The sequence below is a fragment of the Acinetobacter sp. GG2 genome, from assembly GCF_000292385.1.
GTDB classification, from domain to species: Bacteria; Pseudomonadota; Gammaproteobacteria; order Pseudomonadales; family Moraxellaceae; genus Acinetobacter; species Acinetobacter seifertii.
In genome coordinates, this window is the sequence record NZ_ALOW01000018.1 from 1 (window position 1) to 17955 (window position 17955).

The 17955-nt window shown below is 36.4% G+C and carries 17 protein-coding genes; 11 read left to right on the forward strand and 6 right to left on the reverse strand.

All coding sequences use genetic code 11. The features are described 5' to 3' along the window. Positions 1-609: 609 nt before the first annotated feature. The 6 genes from B554_RS0101625 to B554_RS0101655 all read left to right on the forward strand — a co-directional run bounded on the left by B554_RS0101625 (position 610) and on the right by B554_RS0101655 (position 7206). Positions 610-1836, forward strand: a complete 1227-nt coding sequence (locus B554_RS0101625) for an aminotransferase class I/II-fold pyridoxal phosphate-dependent enzyme (protein ID WP_019456725.1) — start codon at positions 610-612, stop codon at positions 1834-1836. Between the two features lie 30 nt (positions 1837-1866). After that, the gene (locus tag B554_RS0101630) at positions 1867-2829 is read left to right on the forward strand and encodes an ATP-grasp domain-containing protein (protein ID WP_019456726.1); all 963 of its coding nucleotides are present in this window, start codon (positions 1867-1869) and stop codon (positions 2827-2829) included. Further along, on the forward strand, positions 2819-3985 hold the full coding sequence (locus tag B554_RS18865; protein WP_019456727.1) for an MFS transporter: 1167 nt from the start codon (positions 2819-2821) through the stop codon (positions 3983-3985). The genes B554_RS0101630 and B554_RS18865 overlap by 11 nt, the downstream gene beginning before the upstream one ends. Continuing rightward, entirely contained in the window at positions 3973-5043 is a 1071-nt protein-coding gene (locus tag B554_RS0101640) for a hypothetical protein (RefSeq protein ID WP_019456728.1), read from the forward strand. Before B554_RS18865 ends, B554_RS0101640 begins: the two co-directional genes overlap by 13 nt. A gap of 645 nt (positions 5044-5688) precedes the next feature. After that, entirely contained in the window at positions 5689-5829 is a 141-nt protein-coding gene (locus B554_RS0101645) for a hypothetical protein (RefSeq protein WP_002050829.1), read from the forward strand. A gap of 243 nt (positions 5830-6072) precedes the next feature. Next, positions 6073-7206 (forward strand): OmpW/AlkL family protein, encoded by a 1134-nt coding sequence (locus B554_RS0101655; protein ID WP_002050861.1) that lies wholly within the window; start codon positions 6073-6075, stop codon positions 7204-7206. Positions 7207-7311: 105 nt separating this feature from the next. Here B554_RS0101655 and B554_RS0101660 read toward each other — a convergent pair whose 3' ends face one another. From B554_RS0101660 to B554_RS0101670, 3 genes are read right to left on the reverse strand one after another with little or no spacing between them, the layout of a single operon-like run. Next, complete coding sequence (locus tag B554_RS0101660) at positions 7312-8652, reverse strand: MFS transporter (protein WP_019456730.1); 1341 nt, start codon at positions 8650-8652, stop codon at positions 7312-7314. Between the two features lie 9 nt (positions 8653-8661). Continuing rightward, positions 8662-9474, reverse strand: coding sequence for an amidohydrolase family protein (locus tag B554_RS0101665; protein ID WP_019456731.1), 813 nt, complete (start codon positions 9472-9474; stop codon positions 8662-8664). A gap of 7 nt (positions 9475-9481) precedes the next feature. Beyond that, positions 9482-10771, reverse strand: a complete 1290-nt coding sequence (locus tag B554_RS0101670) for an SLC13 family permease (RefSeq protein WP_019456732.1) — start codon at positions 10769-10771, stop codon at positions 9482-9484. A gap of 111 nt (positions 10772-10882) precedes the next feature. Here B554_RS0101670 and B554_RS0101675 point away from each other — a divergent pair, with 111 nt between their 5' ends. After that, positions 10883-11614 (forward strand): GntR family transcriptional regulator, encoded by a 732-nt coding sequence (locus tag B554_RS0101675; protein WP_019456733.1) that lies wholly within the window; start codon positions 10883-10885, stop codon positions 11612-11614. 87 nt (positions 11615-11701) lie between these two features. Here B554_RS0101675 and B554_RS0101680 read toward each other — a convergent pair whose 3' ends face one another. Continuing rightward, positions 11702-12634: a LysR family transcriptional regulator gene (locus B554_RS0101680; RefSeq protein WP_019456734.1), complete on the reverse strand. Its 933-nt coding sequence runs from the start codon at positions 12632-12634 to the stop codon at positions 11702-11704. Between the two features lie 99 nt (positions 12635-12733). Here B554_RS0101680 and B554_RS0101685 point away from each other — a divergent pair, with 99 nt between their 5' ends. From B554_RS0101685 to B554_RS0101695, 3 genes are all read left to right on the forward strand, one after another. After that, complete coding sequence (locus B554_RS0101685; RefSeq protein ID WP_019456735.1) at positions 12734-13168, forward strand: DMT family transporter; 435 nt, start codon at positions 12734-12736, stop codon at positions 13166-13168. 9 nt (positions 13169-13177) lie between these two features. Next, positions 13178-13636, forward strand: coding sequence for a DMT family transporter (locus B554_RS0101690; RefSeq protein WP_019456736.1), 459 nt, complete (start codon positions 13178-13180; stop codon positions 13634-13636). A 203-nt stretch (positions 13637-13839) separates the two neighbouring features. Then, positions 13840-14538 carry an IclR family transcriptional regulator gene (locus tag B554_RS0101695; protein ID WP_019456737.1) on the forward strand — a complete coding sequence of 233 codons (699 nt, stop codon included), beginning with the start codon at positions 13840-13842 and terminating at the stop codon, positions 14536-14538. A 62-nt stretch (positions 14539-14600) separates the two neighbouring features. Here the strand turns inward: B554_RS0101695 and B554_RS0101700 are convergent, their stop codons facing one another. Continuing rightward, on the reverse strand, positions 14601-15920 hold the full coding sequence (locus tag B554_RS0101700) for an MFS transporter (protein WP_019456738.1): 1320 nt from the start codon (positions 15918-15920) through the stop codon (positions 14601-14603). A gap of 76 nt (positions 15921-15996) precedes the next feature. Beyond that, on the reverse strand, positions 15997-16986 hold the full coding sequence (locus B554_RS0101705) for a hydroxyacid dehydrogenase (protein ID WP_081400267.1): 990 nt from the start codon (positions 16984-16986) through the stop codon (positions 15997-15999). A gap of 198 nt (positions 16987-17184) precedes the next feature. Here B554_RS0101705 and B554_RS0101710 point away from each other — a divergent pair, with 198 nt between their 5' ends. After that, positions 17185-17862, forward strand: a complete 678-nt coding sequence (locus B554_RS0101710) for an RraA family protein (protein ID WP_019456740.1) — start codon at positions 17185-17187, stop codon at positions 17860-17862. The last annotated feature ends 93 nt before the right edge of the window (positions 17863-17955 follow it).

The following is a 17955-nucleotide window of genomic DNA, read 5'->3' on the forward strand; positions in this document are numbered from 1 at the left end:
TATTTAACGTTTGTCGCCCGTACAGGTGAAATATCGGCCACACATGGTTGTAAGTATTCAATAATAGAGTTATTAAGCATATATTTATCCTTATTTATGTTTAGTGTTGCTTTAATAAAAAAGCGTGAAAGGTATAGCAAAAGCCATACCAAATAAATAATAAAATATAAATAAATAATATTAACAAACTATTTTATATAAGATTTTCCTTTTTTGTGATTTGCATTAATTTAGATATTAATTTTATTATTTATTTATTTTGCACCGATTTAATTCATATTGTTTTTTAGGGTTCTAAAATGGAGCACAAGTATTTTTATTACTTATTTCCTATATTTTATCTCATCTTAAATTATTGAAAATTAACATATTTTATTGATTTAGTGTGTTGCATTAATATTAAAATGTAAAATTATGTATTAAAATTAGATTTTAAGAACTCTGTTGTTTATTTGGAATTAAAAGTGGTGCTTTAAATATCAATAACATAGATTGTGCATTATTTGTTGAATAGATGGATTAAATAGATATTTGACATTTAACTAAGATGCATAATATTTTAATTATCGCTAAATAAATAGAATATTATACAAGTATTGAGAAGTTCTAATGACTATAAAAAACTGGTTGTCAAATCGTATTAACTTAAGCTCTTTCCATCAGGAACAAATTTGGACCCAAGGAATAAGCGATTTAACGATTTCCTCTCGTACCAATGGAAGAGGAATTATTTCTAGCATGGGCCAAGAATATATAGATTTCATGTCTTGTTCTTATCTAGGACTTGAACTTCATCCTGCTTTAAGAAATGCAATTAAAGATTCTGTCGATAAATTCGGAGTGCAATATGCAGCTGCAAGAACTCGAGCAAAATGTGACATATTTGATGAGTTAGAAACAAAATTAAATATAATTTTTATGGATTCTTATTCTGTCATATTTAATTCTGTTGGGGCTGCTCATTTGGCTGTACTCCCAGTCTTAGGGTCTGGAGAGCTTCCAGGTTACAAGATAAATAAAAAGGGAGTGCAATGGATAATTGATAAAACAACACATGCTTCGGTTCAAATATTACGTGGTATTTTAGAACAATTTGGTAGCCTTGAAAGGATACGTTTTTCTGATTTAGATCAGTTATATAGTTCACTAAAAAAGTGTAAAGCAAGCGGAAAAACCCCTATTCTTATATCCGATTCTTTGGGGTCTATGGGGGGGAGCAATGATGTCTGCACTTTGACCCGATTAGCAAAAGAATATGACGGCTACTACTATGTTGACGATGCGCATGGTACATCAATTGTTGGGGAACATGGATGTGGTTACACATTACACCAACTAGGTGAATTTAGTGAGAATCTTATTCTACTTTCATCACTATCAAAAGCCTTTGGTTCACATGGTGGTTCCGTATCTTTCAGCAATCCTCATGCCGTTTCTTTCATTAAAAAATACGCACTAAACTATATTTTTAGCGGACCTCCTTCATTACCAGGGATTGCAGCTTGCGTAGCTTCTGCAGATATACACCTTTCTAGCGAAATAAATGAATTACAACATAAGCTTATGCAGAATATTAAGTACTTTGACAAGACAGTTCTTAATATTGACGTACAAGAAAAACTAAGTCCTATCCGTACGATCCATATTGGTCGCGAAGATAAAGCCATAATGACGGCTAGTTTTCTTAAGACTAATGGTTTTTTAGCTACAGCAGCTATGTATCCAACAGTTCCTAGATCAGAAAGCATTATACGCGTAGCGATCTCTGCGGCTCATTCTCAGAATGACCTTAAACGTTTTACAGGATTAGTTAATATACTCAGAGATAAAGAATAATAAATAAGGGTCTAACAAAAGGGTTAACCGATGAATTTATACTGGATTGTTGCTCGGGAAGAATATAATAATGCAAATGATATCGAGGAGTCATATGCTCAATTTTCGTTTGAACTTGAAAAGCGAAATATCATATTCCATTTTATTACACTAGAAGACTGTATCATTTCCATGCATCGAGAAAATGGTCTTCAACTGATATATAAGAACCAAATTATAGATGAAAGGAAAACAGCTTTTATTCTTTCCCCTGCAAATCTAAATACGCAAGCCAGAGCTATCTCATTAACATTGCGGTATTACCTTAGAACTAGAGGAGCATGCTTATTAAATGAAAGTATTGCAGGAATTGAAACTCTTGAATGGAACAAAATAGCTCAAATGTCACTTGCGTCAAAAGCTGGTGCTCCAATTCTTCCTTTTACAATGATTGGTTATCATCGAAATATCATCCCCGCTATAAAAAGTTTTGCAGCTAATTACAGTGGAGAATATATTTTCAAACCTACTGGAACTGGAATGGGTTTTGGCGTTATTAAGTCCTATAACCTTCAACATGCTATCAGCACAGGAAATCTAATTTCGGCATCATCTATTGAATATTTCATGATGCCTTATCTTTCAAATGCTTGTGATGTTAGGTTTTTCTTTATTGAAAATGAGTTAGCATTTATTGAATTACGAAAACCTAAAGATAATGACTATATTGGGAATGTCGCACTTGGTGGAGAAAAGACAATTTTGACTAACCAAGAGTTCCTTAAGCTTTCTAGTGAAGCACCTTTTTTTCAAGATATGCGATATTTATCCGAAAAGATACTAGCACAGTCAGGTTGTTCTATATTGTCTGTAGATTGGTTAATGAATGCATCAGGATTTTATTTTAATGAAATGTCTACTGCTGAAACTGGTCTAGCAAAACTTCCAGAAAAGATAAGAGCATTTGTTTTTGACAGTCTGACAAGGATAATTCATAAACATTATGCATACTAATCGGACTACATACCTAATCTACCTAACAGTATTTTTAGCTGAATTTTCATTCTTTTTTGCTCTGCCTCTACTGGGTAAATCACCAGCTCTCAGCGCATCAGATGTTGCAGCTTGTTTGTCTGGTGCTGTAATACTGGAAAGTATTTTGATGCTGACCACTACAGGCTACCTTGAGCGTTTTTCTAGAAGAAAATTGATTTTTATTTCGCTTCTGTTGCGAAGTAGTGCTTTTATGACAATTTATATGTCATTGTCATTTTCTTCTTGGTTATTATTCTTCTTTTTAATGGCTTTATCCAAATCTATTTCTAAACCATTTTTAAGAGAGGTACTGGCCGAATGCCTGTCAGGATTAGATCTAAAAAAAGCATTAAATACGTTCTCATTATGCCAAAATTTAGCAGTTTTCATTGCTCCTACATTGGCTATTTTGGCATTGAAATATGAGTTCATAGGTGCTGTTTTATTGTTGCTAATTATATCTGGAGGTGCCATAGCACTATCAGCTTTATCAATAATTTATACTTTTCCAACTAGTCATAAACCTATATCTAGATCACCTTTATCCAGTATATATCATGCTTTCGGGGGGGTAATAGCTAACAGTGGGATAAAGCGCCTACTACTTTCAACTTTCTTCTGTTTTTTCATTATGGGGGTATTTATCACTACAACTACTCTTTTAGATAAAATTAGTCCTGAAATGGGGAAATATTCTGGTTTATTTTTCTCTATAGTTGGTATCGCAATATGTGTATGGCAAGGAGTGATCGCAAAATTAATATCATTTAGTGATAAGTATAGTTCATATATCATTCTCATTTGTGGAACAACATCTTCAATCTACTTGCTTGATTCCGTATACATTGCCGTAACGGCTTTGATTGCGTACAGTATTTATGAGTCAGTTATCATTCCAGATATTTACTTTAAAGCCAGTCAAATTCCTTCTGAAATTTCATCTGGAATACTTTTCAGTTATATATTAATTATTTCAAATTCAGGGGAAGCATTTGGAACATGGATAACAGGAATGCTAATAACTCATATAGTAGAACATGTTCCTATTTTTATTTTTACCACAATACTTTGCTCTGCGATTATTTCGCTCATCTGCCTTAAAACCGCTTATAAGGAATCTTTGTGTCAGTCATAGTCTTTGCAACTGGTGGGACCACCGAAAAAGCTAGAACGGTCGAACACCCATGGAATAGTTATGAGTTTGTTACCTCTGCTGCAGCTCAAGCATTAAAGCCTCTATTCAATGAGTTAGCAGTCTCATCAGTGGCTAATTGTTTGACTTCGGGTAACCTCTGGGGTGGTTTTCTTTTTGCGCATGAAATTTGCCGTTTACTTAAAGTAAAATATTATCCTTTCGCATCGATTGTCGACAGTGATGTATTATGTGAGGCTGTGGATAGATTTGCAATTGACACTATAATATGCCTTCCTAGTTTTGTAGAATGCTTTTTATTACCAGAGCGAAAGGCTCAACTCTCAACGTTAAAAAATATTTTTTATCTTGGTGAAATGTTTCCTGATTCATTAATTGATCAGGCTCAAGAACTATTTCCTGATATATGTATTAAACCATTAGCTTATACATCTCAGGAAACAGGTCCTATAGGGTTTCAGTGTTCATATCTTATTGGTAACCATTATCATATTTATGAACATGTCGAAATAAGTAGAAATCCTGAAAGTGGTGAACTCACTGTTAATATCAATGTACCTGAAAATAATCATTTGCTTAATCATATGATGGGTGATGTTGGTGAGCTTGAACAAGATTTCCTATGCCCATGTGGTTATAGAAGTAATGTTCTACACCTGTATGGTCGGGTGCATACATCACGAAATATCCTTGGTACATCTATCTCAATTTATGAATTTGTAAGAGTTTTGTCAAATGCCTCGTCTGAAATACTTACAGACTCAGATTTACAACTCATTGAAGTTAAGAGGGAAGGCAAAGGACTAGGGCTAGTCCTAATGATTTGCAATAGAAAAAAAATATCAACTCACTGTATTCCAGAATTATTAAAATCCTCATCGCTTATAAAAGAGATAATTAATGATTCACTTTATTTTCATGTTTTTATAACAGATAAAAACAAATTTTTAAAATCTGAAACAACTCAAAAAATCAAACCATTTATGGCAGTTAAAATTTCACCGAAACAAGAAAACGCTTGTAAATTGGTTATTAAATAAAAGGGATATCATTATAAATAATTGGTTTAAGTAAACTAGATAACTCAAATTCCTATATCTAAGATTCAACTCCTTTTGAAATATTTTAAAATTTACAGCTTGTATCGCTTTTAAATTTTTTCATTTTACTCTGAGTAACATTATTTTCTGTAAGAATTGCTTTGAAAGAGTCATTTTTTATTTAACTTTATATGTGTAATTGCTATTAGATCTTTTGGATACTGGTTTAGAAATTTGGACACTAGGAAATTCTTCAATACCTTCGGTAGACGTGCCAAGACCTAAAGTCTATTAATTAAATATCTTGTTATTTTATGCTCTAACAAATGATAATTTCATAAATTAATACAATAACTAAAAGACTTAAGAAGTATAGTAACTGGAAGCTGAGCTAAATCTCTTGTATGTTTATTTAATACACGCGCTGCACATAAAGTTAAACCCGAGAATAAATCTATTTTTTGCATTATAGTAGATGAAGTCTAAGAAAATAGCGCATTGGTATTAAAAAAAGCTCCCAAAGAAATGAGCTTTTTTATTACACATTGCTTGAAAAATATACAGAAACCTCTCTAAAACGAGTTGGAACGCTACAAACGCGGATGCTAATTTGAATTCCACTCTTCCCAATAAGTGAGGTGAGCAATGAAATTGTTAGCTTTGATTAGCATGGGAGTTGCAGCAAGTTATTGGTATAAAACTATAAAAGATAGCAAGCCAACTCTTCTGAAACCAAATTTTGATGAAATCGTAAAAAACTTTGTATTAGCAGAATTTAAAGTCTAATGCATATTATTCAATTTAGTTAAATAAAAAGCTCATCGGAAGATGAGCTTTTTTTCAATCTATCATTTCCATACAAAAGTCATTTATATTGTATATTTTTCAATCAATTAAAATATATTAATTAAAATTAATATATTGTTTTATAATGCTTTTTATCGGAAAATTTTACCAAAAGTTAAAAAAAATCTTTATTTTAAATGATGAGGTTAATGGAAACCTCTTAAATAAAATAAAGGAAATAAAATGGATATTTTAAAATTAATCGGCGGGAATCTGCTCGCTGTGGCTTTTATAACGGGAACACAGACAGCACATGCAGAATTTAAACGGTTTTCCGTATCTGCTGGATGGTTGCATGTCATGCCACAAGGAAAGGCAAATCCATTCAACATAAATACTGCTGTAGCAAATGGAACTACTGCCAAAGTTGGAACTATTTCTACTTCAGCATTTATGAAATCAATAGACCCTAATGCAAAATTATCAACGGGTGAAAATGCTAAAGAAATTCTTGATATGGTGTTTAGTCATCCAGTCGATGAAAATGGCAACCAAGAGCAGTCGGTTGGTCAACTATTGGGGCTTGTAGATGAAAATGACATGGTTTCATCTGATATAACGGGTACAGCCACCATTAAAGGTCTAGAGCAATGGGAAGGCAAAGGTACAGGGCTTGAAGCAGAAGACGTAGATACATTGGGCTTAATGTTCAATTACTATATTAATGAGAACGTGTCTTTACAGTTAATCGGTGGGATTCCTCCAAAAGTTGATATTAAGGGGAAAGGAGAAATCAACGCGCCATTATCTGGTTTTGCAAATCCTGAAGGGTTAGCAGCTTTAGTAATTGGAGATAAACTAGATTTGCTGCAAGATATTCCAATCACCAATCTTGGTAATAAATCGAAAGCTGCTACGGTACGTGCATGGACTCCAGCATTAGAAGCCCAATATCAATTCGGTAAGTCGGGTGTAAATAAATTTAGACCCTATATTGGTGCTGGTGTTATGTATTCACGCTTCTCCAATATTAAGTTAAACGACCAAATCAACTCAGACTTAATTGCTGCGGGACATATGATTCAGAATGTGCTAGACAATAATGCTGGCGCTGCATTAGATGGTAAAACCTCTAGTGCAAACCCTTATGTTCGAGTGAAAACGACTGATGCGATTGCTCCAATTGTGAGTCTAGGCGCTACTTATGACATTACACCAAATTGGTATGCTGTTGGTTCAGTGTCCTATGCAAAGTTAAATAACCGAGCAAATATTGATGTGATTGATAGCAAAACAGGTAAGCAGTTAATTCATGCATCAACCAAAGTTGATATTGATCCTTTAATTACTTATTTGGGTGTAGGCTATCGCTTTTAATATTCTTTCTTTAAATCAGCCGTATTCATTACGGTAAAAAAAGCCCTGCTAAATATTGATTATTAGCAGGGTTCGATTAAAGAATGAGAGCAAATAAATGATTACTTAAACCACTTTTTGAACCTTTTGCGCTTTTGGCAATGTTGGTTTTCTTCCCAAATACAATGCAATCACGGCGCCAATAAATGTCAGAATGCAGAGTGGTAAAAGTGACACAGGGAAACTACCCGAGTAATCTTTGACTATACCCATAATAGAGTTCATAAGCCCAGTACCCACATGTGCGATGGTGTTCACTGCCGCAATACCTACAGCAACTAAAGTAGGCGGTAAGCGTTCAGAAACCAATGCCCAGAAAGGACCTTTAATGGCATAGTTACCCATTAAAACGAGTGAAAATAAAAGCAAGCTCAATGTTAAAGATGATGTGAAAAGAGTAAGAAGTAAACCAAAACTCGTCACAAACAATGGAATAGCTGTGTTAAGGCTCTTATTACCACTTTTATCGGCATGTACACCCCAAACAATCATGAAAGCAGCAGCTAAACCAAACGGAATCATATTTAACAAACCAGTTTGCATGGCAGTTAAATGGAAAGCCTTTAAAATTTGAGGCATCCATAATGATAAAATATTGCTGGTTGCAGAGCTTCCTGCATAAATAATTGCAAAAAACCATAAATATTTATTGGTAATTAGAAGCTTAAACTTACTTTTTTTCTGCTCGGCAGTGTCTTGTTTTTCAGTATTTAACTGCTGGTTTTTTTCAAAAGTTAAGGTGTTCGACAGCCATTCACTTTCTTCAGAACTTAACCATTTAACTTGATTAGGGTTATTGGGAAGCCAAACTAGACACAATATACCAAGAAGAATTGCAGGTAATGCTTCAAAAATTAAAAGCACTTGCCATCCGCTTAAGCCAACCAAGCCATGCAAGCTCAATAGTAAGGCAGATAAAGGTGAACCAATAAAATTAGATAAAGGAATGGCAACCATAAATACGGCAACAATTCGAGCCATATATCGTTTAGGGAACCATAGTGTTAAATACAGTAATACGCCAGGGAAAAATCCGGCTTCGGCAGCACCAAGTAAAAACCGTGAAATTGCATATGAAATAGGGCCAGTAATGAAGGCGGTACAGCAACCGACAATTCCCCAAGTAATCATGATTCTGGCAATCCAGATACGTGCACCTAGCTTTTCCATGGCCATATTACTTGGAATTTCAAATATGACATATGCAATAAAAAATAATGTTGCACCAAAACCAAAGGCAGTCGCGGTTAAACCAATTTCTTGATTCATGGTTAAAGCGGCGAAACCAATGTTTACTCGGTCAATATATGAGATGAAATAACAAAGAATGAGGAAAGGAAGAATACGAAAAGAAAGTTTACGGATCGTTGACTTTTCTACTTCCGATATAGATATATCATTTTTCATACATACTCCTTATGTACGTGAGAAACCAAACAGCTCGGTAGGGTTCTGATTTAAAATTAAACATTGCTCATGTTTATCAAACACAATCTGTTTAAAAGCTCTAAATGCATTTTCATAAGTAATTAAAGATTCATGTTGGGTATGTGGCCAATCGCTTCCCCAAATGAGTTTGTGTAAAAAGCCTTTTTCTTTAAGAATGTTATAGGCCAGTCGTGCCGTATTTATGTTATTTGGAGAGGCACCCAAACGGTAGAAACCGGACACTTTAATCCAGTGCTGTTTTACGTTAAGTAAGCTTAAAAACTTCTGATAATCCGGATCTTCGATCCCTTTAACAGGGTCAACTCGGCCAAAATGGTCAATTACGACATCAAAGCTGTATTCATCTAATTGTGGTAAAAGCTGAACCAGATATTTCGGCGGTGCATGTAATTCAACTTGCCAGTTGAGGCTTTCCACATTACGTAAAAATTTTTGCCAGTCAGGCGTATTTAGCGCAGGAGGGTTAAGACCGAATAAATTTAAGCGAACACCAACGATGCCTTGTGCCTTGAGATTCACTAGCTCATCAAAATTCGTCGTATGTTGAACAACGACGATCCCTTTTAAACGGTCAGGGTATTGCTGAATTGCGTTTAACATCGCTTGGTTATTGGTACCCAAAAAGCTGGGTTGAACCAAAACACCATGCGTGAAATTGTGTTCATCAAGATGAGAGATAAAACTTTGTACAGTTGCATCATAATCAGGTGCATAACGTGCTGTTTCGATATTGTGGTCCTGTGTCGAAAAAACATGTGCATGTGTATCTATACAGTTCATTTTCATCTCACATTACAAATTTTAAAGCGAAAATAGCGATTAAAGCGGCAATGACTCCTACAGGAATTGCTTTAAATAACAGTTGATTAAAGAATTTGGTTTTGTCGATGTCTGCTGGTGCTGAAGCCATAATGAGACTACCGCCAGACGAGAAAGGAGAAATCGCTGTAGACTGAGCGCCAACCACAATGCAAATGAACAGCACAAGTGGATTTAGACCAGAGGTAAGTGCAAGCGCCGGAACAATTGGGAATAAGGTAGGAGCAACCACGCCTAGAGTGCTTGAAAATACAGACATAATGGCACTGATCAGACATAACAGTACTGGAATAACCCATACAGGAACATTGTTTGCTAACCATTCAGATAGGGTCGTAATAATGCCAAGCTTCACACCTAATGCGATGAGCATACCGACACCGCAAATCATGATCAGTGTTCCCCAAGGCACAAGAGCAATGACCTTTTTCTCATCGGCAAGTTTCATAAGTAAACTTATGAGCGAGAAAGTAATGGCAAGGAAGGCAATATCAATTTTGGAGTTTAAAAAGCTAATCGTTTTTACATCGGGAAAAACAAGGTGTAAGATTGGAAAAACTAAAACAATCGACATCATTAAAACAATAAGGAAGATGGATTGTTTCTGTTTTTTGTCGAATGGCTCAGGCTTTTGATCTTCAATCACAATTGAATTACTTTTTCTATTCCAGAGGGTATAAATGCCCAACACCACAATTGGAATAATTAAAGTTAAGACAAAAATGCCACCGCTATATGAAAAAGCGGTTTGTGAGCTAATGCCAGTATTTTCCATTAAGCTTCGGAAAATAATGCCACTTTGCGATGTCATAAAATTTGCGCCAGCTAGAGCGCCGTAATTTGCAGCCATCCCGCCAATAACCATATTCATATTAGTTTTTTTACACAGCAGCAGTGTAATGGGTGCCATAAAGGCAAGTACCGTATAAAAACCAGCACCTAGGCCAGCAATAATGGTTGCTGCGAAAAAAATCGCTAAAGGTAAAAACTGGGGAAACTTACGGCATTTATATAAAAGATGGCTGGCAAGCTTCTCTAGTGCGCCATTTGCCAAAGCAAAGTTATAAAACAGAGTGACAGATAAAATAATAAAGAAAATTTTGACAGGCCATAATTCAATAACTTCGGAAGGTTTAAGACCCATGCCAAAGCAACCAATCAGGTAGGCAAACGCTATCGTAAAAAATCCGATATTGATTTTTGTTTTATAACCTAAGCCTATAGATACAGCTAAAGCTATCAGCATCAATGCGGTCATATTATCTTCCTTGATAAATATATAAACATCTAAACATATATATGTTTGCTTTTTTGTATTACACAGAACTATGCTAATATTGTCAAATCGATTTCATAATGTTTAACGCAAATGCTTGATGAGACTGCATTTAAAAATTTTAAATTGCCAAGATATGAAAAGGTCCGTTGGGAACTTCAAAAACTACTGATTCAGTCAAAATGGACAGTTGAAGAGCCTATTCCAAGTGAACAAGAACTTGCGCAAATGTATAGCGTATCGGTAGGAACCGTTAGAAAGGCGGTTGAAGGACTGGTTGAAGATGGCTTATTGGTCAAACAGCAAGGAAAAGGAACTTTCCTAAAACAACCTAACTTTGAAAACTCGCTCATTCGATTTTTTAGATTACGTAATAAAAAAGGCGATTTTATTCAGCCACAAGGACAAATCAAAAAAGTAGAAGTGTGTGATGCAATTCCGGAAGTAAACGCCGAGTTAGGGCTTGGGCACACCGAAAAGCTGATTTATATCGAGCGTGTTCGTAAGCATGAAGACGTCGTTGTGTTAAGCGAAAGAATCTGGCTGCCTGAACGCTTATTTAAAAATCTGGAAGAAATTCCAATCGCTGAGTTTGGGAATCTACTTTATCCTTTTTATTATCAGCACTGTGGTCAATTTATTTCTTCTGCAACAGAACGGTTAACTTTTGAGAAAAATATCAAAGATAGCCATTTAAATAATCTCCTTGAAGATCCTTTAGTGAAGGTATGCCGTATCGCAAAAAATCTTGAAGGCGTAGCAGTCGAATACCGTGAGTCTTATGGTTTGGCCGATAATTTTCATTATGAGATAGCAATTAATTAGTATCTAACGGTGATACCTGATTTCAGTGTTTATTTAATTGCTGGAATCAGGGTTTTTGTCTTTATAAATGATGATTAAAAGAAAAATTTAATTCTGCCAATACGGTGTGTCTCCATAGATTTCAGCAAAATAATCTATTACCACTCGAATATTTAAGGGCGGATGGCGGACATTTGGATAAATGGCCGCGATATGCTGGGGGTGTGATTTAATCGCGACTTCATATTCAGGTAAAAGCTTTATTAAATCACCTTGTTTTAAAGCCTCACCAATCAGCCAATCAGGAAACAAAACAATCCCCATGCCATGAAGCGCAGCTGTCATTAAACTCTCGGCATTGTTTGAAGACAGCAATGGAGTAATTGGATAATGTATCCATTCTTCATTGGGCTTTCTTACTAACCACCGGTTAGGACCTTCAAAACCTTTATAGACTAGGCATTTGTGCTGATTAAGCTCTGTCGGATGATCAAGCGTACCGTATTTAGCAACATACTGAGGAGATGCTGCCAAATGATATTTTTGTGTACCAAAAATACGTGCATGAAATGATGAATCGGTCAGCGCTCCAATACGAAATATTAAATCTGTGCTTTCGCGTAATGGGTCTATAAATTCATCGGTTTGAATCAGTTCTATTAAAAGTCTTGGATAACGCTCTGATAAATCCGCCAACCACGGCGCAATATGTCGTTGCCCAAAAAACACTGGCGCATTGATTCGGACGAGTCCCGATGGCTCTATGGTTTTATCTTGTAAAGCCTTTTGGGCTTCATCAAATTGTTCGGTAATTTTTTTCGCATATTCAAAAAATAATTTGCCCGATTCGGTCGGTGTAATTGCTCGCGTATTTCGATAGAAAAGTTGCTGACCCAAGGCATCTTCAAGCTGTTGAATGGTGCGAGAAATCATGGAAGCAGACACATCTTCTTTACGTGCTACATTTGAGAAGTTTTGAGCATTGTAAACACTAATAAAGAAGCGAAGCGTGCGGATATCAATCGAATTTGTTAAATCCATTTGTGCAATTTCTGCAAAAGTGATTCATGAATTATGCTGTTTTTCTGATGAATTGGCTACCTTAGTATTCGTTGCCTAGATACAGATGAGGCAATGTAGATGCAAATTCTATTACTACTCCTAACCATTTTAGGGGGTATGGGGCTATCGGTCGAAGCGGGGCTTTTAGGACCGCTAGGGAAAGAAGTGGGTGAGTTGTGGGCTACGTTTAGTATTTTTGGAGTGGGGGCAGCACTTACTTTTTTACTCATGTTGTTTTTTAGCCCACGGAATAGCCCCTCATTTTTTACACTTCCATCTTGGCAATTGCTGGGTGGTGTTCTTGGCCCTGCTTACGTCATTATTTTGACCATTATCACTCCAATTATTGGCATTGCAATGACCATGATTGGCATTTTAGCGGGACAGGTATCTAAAAGTCTGATTATCGACCACTATGGTTTACTGGGAACTCCACATCGGAAAGTAGACCGTAAACGGGTAGTAGCACTCATCTTTATTGTTGTCGCACTTGTACTTGTGGCAAAAGCGTAGGAGACAGCCATGACAATTTTAATGATTCTTCTCGCCGTCATTGGCGGTGCTTTGCTGAGTGTACAGGCCGCAATTAATGGTCAACTTGGAGCAAAAGTTGGTGTATTTCGTAGTGCTTTTTTGACTTTCTCGGTCGGTGCTTTAATTACGGCTCTCCTTATTTTTTACTTTGAACCTAAGCATACCTTAACGCTATTAGATGTTCCTAAATGGCAGTTGTTGGGGGCTATGTGTGGAGTACCTTATATTGTCATAATGGTACTGGCTGTACAAAGAATTGGGGCTGCAGTTGCTACGGTGGCTGTGATTTTTGGGCAACTTTTGATGAGTATCTTAATTGATAACTTTGGCTGGTTTGGTAATGAAATGCTCCCTTTTTCACCGTATCGATTAGGAGCGCTAATCTGCCTAGGTATTGCTTTATATTTTATCTATTCAAGTAGTAAAGATAAAAAGATAGAAGCGTAATACAAGCTTAAGATTAAAATTAAGATAGGTCTCATTGTTGGTCGTAAAGCCTACTAATAATGAGGCTATACTTTATATTTTAAGTACGTTGATAAATGAATGAAATTGCTGTCGAGAGATAGAATTAAAATATAAGAAATATGGTAAAGTTAAAAACCTAATTCAATACATTAAAATTGATATCAAGCTATTGTAGGAAAAACATGGTTAAAATTAAACCTCACCCAGCAACAAGCGGAAATGCATCGGCTGATCGCCTTTTAACTTTGTTAACTGCTTTTAGAATAGGTGATAAATCTTTAACCCTGGCAGAACTCGCTGAACGAACAGAATTAAATAAAGCGACCATCATGCGTTTAATTGTTTCGCTAGAAGATTTTGGTTTTGTTAACCGTCTTTCTGATGGTAGATATACGCTTGCTAGTGAAGTTATGCGTTTAAATACAATTTATCAAGATGCTTTAGACTTAGAAAGACACGTCGTGCCTTGTTTACAGCAACTTGTAGATGAAATTGGTGAGACGGCTTCATTTTACGTTAAGCATGGCGCATATCGCCTTTGCCAATATCGTATTAATTCTACTCATCGATTACGCGTTCATATTCAGCCGGGCGAAGTTCGACCAATGGATGGGGCTGCAGGTGCTCAAGCATTGCGTTCAACACACGAACAAGTTTTAGCAAGAACTGAACCTTTTTATTCAACGGGTGTAACAGAACCACATGCTGCTTCAATGGCATTGCCAGTATTTGATGCGCAAAATGATGTGGTTGGAGCATTGGTTGTTTCAGGTCCATCAAGCCGTTTTACTTTAGAAATCGCAAAATCTGTAAGTGATTTTTTCTTCAAAATTGCAGATGATTTAACGAAAAGTTTAGGTGGTAAGAGTATTCGTAATTAATTTTAATATTTTAAATGTAAAAAAAGGGGCTCATGATTTAGCCCCCTTTTTATATATGCTATTTACGAAGTACTTTGTGGTTGGTTAAACAAAACAGCTTTCTTTCTAGACATAATGAAAACCATAATAGCCGACACGAGGTTTAGTGCTGCAAGTGGAAGTAAGGCGATAGCATGGCTTCCTGTTGCATCATGGATTGCGCCATAGATATTCACCATCATGCCGCCACCAATCAGGTTAGCGCATGCGCCAATTGCTGCTAGTCCAGCCGCCGTTGTAGTCGGTGACATCCATGAAGATGCCAAAGCCCAGAAAGGACCTTTTGCAGAATAAGCACCAATTAAAACGATACTGAGTAAAAAGATTGTGCCAATAAGTGAAGACGTGAACAAAGCAATTAATAAACCAATTGAGATCATCAATAGAGCGATTGCTGTGTGCCAAAGGCGTTCATTTTTACGATCCGAGCTGCGACCCCAAAGAATCATGGCAATAGAAGCGATGCCATAAGGAATTGCATTGACTAGACCAATTTCTAAATTACTTAAACCGAATGACTTAATTAATTGTGGTGCCCAAACACTCATCGTACTACCAGCAGCAGAAGCACCAGAATAAATAATGATCATTGCCCAAATATATTTATTCTTTAAAAGTTGCCATAGTGAAATATGACCAATTGGGGTTTTTTGTTGGCGTTCAAATTGTAGTCTTTCAACTAACCAAGCTTTTTGTTCGCTATTGAGCCATTTTGCCTGTTCTGGTCGATCTGTGAGTACAAATAGACAGGCGATACCCAGTAAAACAGCAGGAATACCTTCTAAAATAAATAGCCAATGCCATCCGCGCATGCCCAGCCACCCATCTAGGGATAATAAAAATCCTGATAATGGTGAACCTAGAAAGTTTGCACCCGGAATTGCCACCATAAATATTGCAATCATTCTTGCTCTATAGTTTGCAGGCAACCAATAAGTTAAATATAAAATTACACCAGGGAAAAAGCCTGCTTCGGCAGCGCCGAGTAAGAACCGCATAATATATAACGATGTGGAGTTTTCAACGAATGCAGTTGCGGATGATATTACCCCCCACGTCACCATAATTCGGGCAATCCATACTTTTGCTCCAAATTTTTGCATGGCGAGGTTGCTAGGTACTTCAAATAAAAAATAGGCAAAGAAAAATAAGCTACTGGCAAAACCAAAAGCAGTAGCTGTTAATCCAAGGTCCTCATTCATTTGTAATGAAGCCATACCAATATTGCCACGATCAATAATAGCGATGACATAACAAATCGTTAAAAAAGGCAGTAATCGCCACGCTACCTTGCGCATCGTTTCACGTTCAATCGCACTCGGTTGAGAGTATTCTGTAGACATAAAAAAATCCTTTTTTATATTCAATATTTTAATTGTTCTTGCATCTAAAAGCTTAGAAACAATTGAGTTCCATGAATTAGCTATTGAGTAACTTCCAGTTAGCGATAGCTCGAGGGTTTAATAATTGGCCATTCCAAATACTCACAATCTGTTCGAGTGCTAATAGACCGACGCGATTACGTGAATCTGTTGTGTTTGCTCCTATGTGAGGAGTAACAACTAAGTTAGGTAATTCCCATAATGGGTTATCTTTTTCTGGCGGTTCTGAAGGAAAAGTGTCTAGACCTGCACCAGCAATTTTATTATTTTTAAGTGCATCAACTAAGGCAGCCTGATCAATTAATTCACCACGTGCTGTATTGATTAAAATGCTTGAGCGTTTCATCTTTTCAAATTGAGGGTAAGAAAATAAGTGTCTATTCTCTGCTGTAAGTGGGCAATGTAGGCTAATAATGTCACCGGTTTCTAAAAGTTTTTCAAAGTCATGCTCTTGTTCTACATAATCGAGCTTTGGCAAATTTTCTAGAAACGGGTCATATACTTTTACTTTCATGTTTAAGGGAGCGACTAACTTCATAAGTATGCTGCCGATTGCCCCTAAACCAATTAAGCCCAGCGTTTTGCCATATAATTCCACCCCATTTGCACTTGCTTTATCCCAGTGACCTTCTCTGATCCGTTGGTCTAACCATGTGACTTGTCGAGCAACATTAAACATAAGGGCAAAAGCATGTTCGGCAACAGATTGTGCATTTGCGCCTACGGCAATAGTGACAGGAATTTTTCGTTCAGCAGCAGCCTGAGTGTCGATTGTGTCAAACCCAACGCCATGTTTTGCAATCACTTTTAAATTATCAGAAGCAAAAATCATATCTCTAGAAAGTTTGCCTGTTCGAACAATGATGGCATCAGGTTGTTCATCATGGATGAGTTTTTCCATTTCATCTTTTGCCATGTAGGGTTCAGTTGGAATCAACTGGATATCATGGGATTGAGCATACAGTAACGCATCTGAAGTTAATGTTGGCCCCGTGATAAGAACTTTACGTTTCATTTTGACTTGCACTCCATTTAAGTATTTTGAGAAAAATACGTCCTTAGTGGTTTATATTATTAAAACTACATTTCAAAAAATTAGTCAATAGAAAAAATAAATTTAAAAAATGAGTGGATTTTAATTAAATTTAATTTAAAAATGAAATGACATTTCAAAAAAATGCTGTCATATTAATTTGCACAAGAAAATTGATATAAGGGAAAAATCATGGCAATTGGTTTTAGAGTGCTAAAAAACGACAGAAAAGTTGAGCAGAAATGGATTGAACAATATCGAGATCTACCAGTCGCTAATGTCAGTGACTCAATGAATCGAATGACTTCAGGTGGGGCTCAATTAAGACCAATGCATAAAAAGGGATATCTTTGCGGACCAGCCATTACAGTTAAGGCGCGCCCGGGTGACAACTTGATGTTGCACTACGCTATTGATATGGCCCAAGCGGGAGATGTCATTGTGGTTGATGCTGGTGGCGATCTAACCAATGCATTAATTGGAGAGATGATGGTTGCGTATGCCATTAAAAAAGGTATAGCAGGCATTGTTATTAATGGCGCTATTCGTGATTCGGTTGTAATTGGAGAAGGTGAATTTCCACTTTTTGCAGCAGGAATTTCACATCGAGGACCTTATAAAGACGGACCGGGTGAAATTAATGTTCCTATCGCAATCAATGGAATGGTGATTGAACCTGGAGACTTGATTTTAGGGGATGAAGATGGGCTTTTAAGCGTGCCGTATGCAGAAGTAGAAGAAGTTTATCTGAAGGCAAGTGCCAAACATGCCGCTGAACAAAAGCAATTAGAACAAATCGCCGTAGGTGAAAATGACCGTAGCTGGGTGATCAACAGCTTAAAACAAAAAGGATGTGAATTACCTGAATAAGGTCATTCAAAAATATTCGAGCAGGAAGGGAACTAACGAAGTCAATGGTTGAGCTTCGTTAGCCTATCTAAAGTTAATTCAATAATCATTATT